This is a genomic window from Frankia sp. Allo2 (assembly GCF_000733325.1).
Taxonomy (GTDB): Bacteria; Actinomycetota; Actinomycetes; order Frankiales; family Frankiaceae; genus Frankia; species Frankia casuarinae.
In genome coordinates this window covers 1-2,228 of the sequence record NZ_JPHT01000098.1, presented here as the reverse complement: position 1 = coordinate 2,228, position 2,228 = coordinate 1, and the positions used below count along the sequence as shown (strand labels likewise).

Annotated in this window: 1 protein-coding gene; it reads left to right on the top strand. The window is 72.9% G+C overall.

Annotated features, from left to right (window positions below):
* Positions 1-2,228: condensation domain-containing protein (locus ALLO2_RS22930; protein ID WP_035734768.1), on the top strand; the 2,228-nt coding region annotated here is incomplete at both ends.

Genomic DNA, 2,228 nt, shown 5'->3' with positions numbered 1-2,228 from the left:
GAAGATCCGTGGTTTCCGGATCGAGCCCGGCGAGATCGAGGCCGTGCTGTCCGGGCATCCCGCCGTCGACCAGGTCGCGGTGCTCGCCCGGGAGGACCAGCCTGACCGCAAGCGACTGGTCGCCTACGTGGTGCCCGCCTCGGGCACCGGCTTCGATCCCGGGGAGCTCCGGGAGTTCGTGGCCGGGCGGCTGCCCGAGTACATGGTCCCCGCGGTGGTGGTCGAGGTGGCGGAGCTGCCGCTGACCGCCAACGGCAAGCTGGACCGCGCGGCGTTGCCCGCCCCCGACTTCGGTGCTCTGGCGACCGGGCGGGGGCCGCGCACCGCGGTCGAGGAGCGGTTGTGCGCCCTGTTCGCCGAGGTCCTGGACCTGGNGNNNGTCGGGGCCGACGACGGCTTCTTCGACCTCGGCGGCGACTCGCTGCTGGCCATGCGGCTGATCGCTCGCGTGCAGGCCGAGCTGAACGTCGGGATGGACATCCGCGCGCTGTTCGCCGAGCCCACCCCGGCCGGTGTCGCCGGGCTGGTCGGCGAGGGCGGCGCGGCCCGCGCCGCGTTGGTCCCGAGGCCCAGGCCCGACGTGATCCCGCTGTCGTACGGCCAGGCCCGGATGTGGTTCCTCAACCGGCTCCAGGAGGGCAGCGCGGTCTACAACACGCCGTACGCGCTTAACCTGAGCGGAGACCTCGACCGATCGGCGTTACAGGCGGCGCTGACCGATGTCGTGCGGCGGCACGAGGCCCTGCGCACCGTGCTCCCCGACACCGACGGTGTCCCCCGCCAGCAGATCCTGCGGGAGGACCCCGAACTCGTGATCGTCTTCGCCGCGGCGGAGGAGCTGCCCGGTCTGCTGGCGGCCGAGGCGGGCCGCGGCTTCGACGTCGGGCGTGAGCCGCCGTTGCGGGCCCGGCTGTTCGCGCTGTCCGAGCGGGAGCACGTGCTGTCGCTGGTCATCCACCACGTCGCGACCGACGCCTGGTCCATGAGCGTGCTGGCCAGGGACCTGCCCACGGCCTACGCGGCGCGGTCCCGCGGGCAGGCCCCGTCGTGGGAGCCGCTTCCGGTGCAGTACGCCGATTTCGCCATGTGGCAGCGTGACCTGCTGGGCGACGAGTCCGACCCGGACAGCCTGATCAGCGAGCAACTGGCCTACTGGCGCGAGGCACTGGCCGACCTGCCCGCCGAGCTCGCCCTGCCCGCCGACCGGCCGCGCCCGGCCGTGGCGAGCTTCACCGGTGGTGAGGTGCCGATCCGGATCAGCCCCGCGGTGCACGCCCGGCTCACCGACCTCGTGCGCGGCGGCCGGGGAACGCTGTTCATGGTGGTCCAGTCGGCGATCGCGGTGCTGCTGTCCCGGCTCGGCGCGGGCACCGACATCCCCATCGGGGCGCCGGTCGCCGGCCGCGGTGACACCGCGCTGGACGACCTGATCGGCTTCTTCGTCAACACCCTGCTGCTGCGTACCGACGTCAGCGGCGACCCCTCGTTCGAGGAACTGCTGGCCCGGGTGCGGGAGCGGAACCTGGCCGCCTACGCCCACCAGGACGTGCCGTTCGAGCGGCTGGCCGAGGAGTTCCGTGGCCGCGCCCGTCACCCCGTCTTCCAGGTCCTGCTGGCCTTTCAGAACGTGCCGCTGGACACGCCGTGGGAACTGCCGGGACTGACTGTGCGGCCGGTCCAGGGTGACGGGGACGCCGTCGAGTTCGATCTGTCCTTCAGCCTGGAGGAACGCAGGACCGCCGCCGGGACACCGGCCGGCATCGAGGGCGTGGTGCGCTACTCCGCCGACCTGTTCGACCGTTCGACGGTGCGGAGGCTGGCCGAACGTCTGCTGGGCGTGCTGGAGCGCGTCGCCGCCGATCCCACGCTGCGGGTCAGCCAGGTGCCCGTGCTGGGTGCGGACGAGCGTCACCGGGTCCTCCAGGAGTGGAACGACACCGGGGCCGCGGTGGCCGACGGCACGCTGACCGGGGCGTTCGCCGCCCGGGTGGCCGAGTGTCCCGACGCGGTGGCAGTGCTGGACCGGTACGTCACGCTGACCCACACGCACCCGGACACGGCGGCGAACTGGGTTGCGCAGGACCGGTACGTCACGCTGACCTACGCGCGCCTGGACACGGCGGCGAATCGGGTGGCGCGGGATTTGGTGGCGGCTGGGGTGCGGTCTGGTGATCGGGTTGGGGTGGTGATGGAGCGGTCGGTGGAGTTGGTGGCGGTGTTGGTGGGGG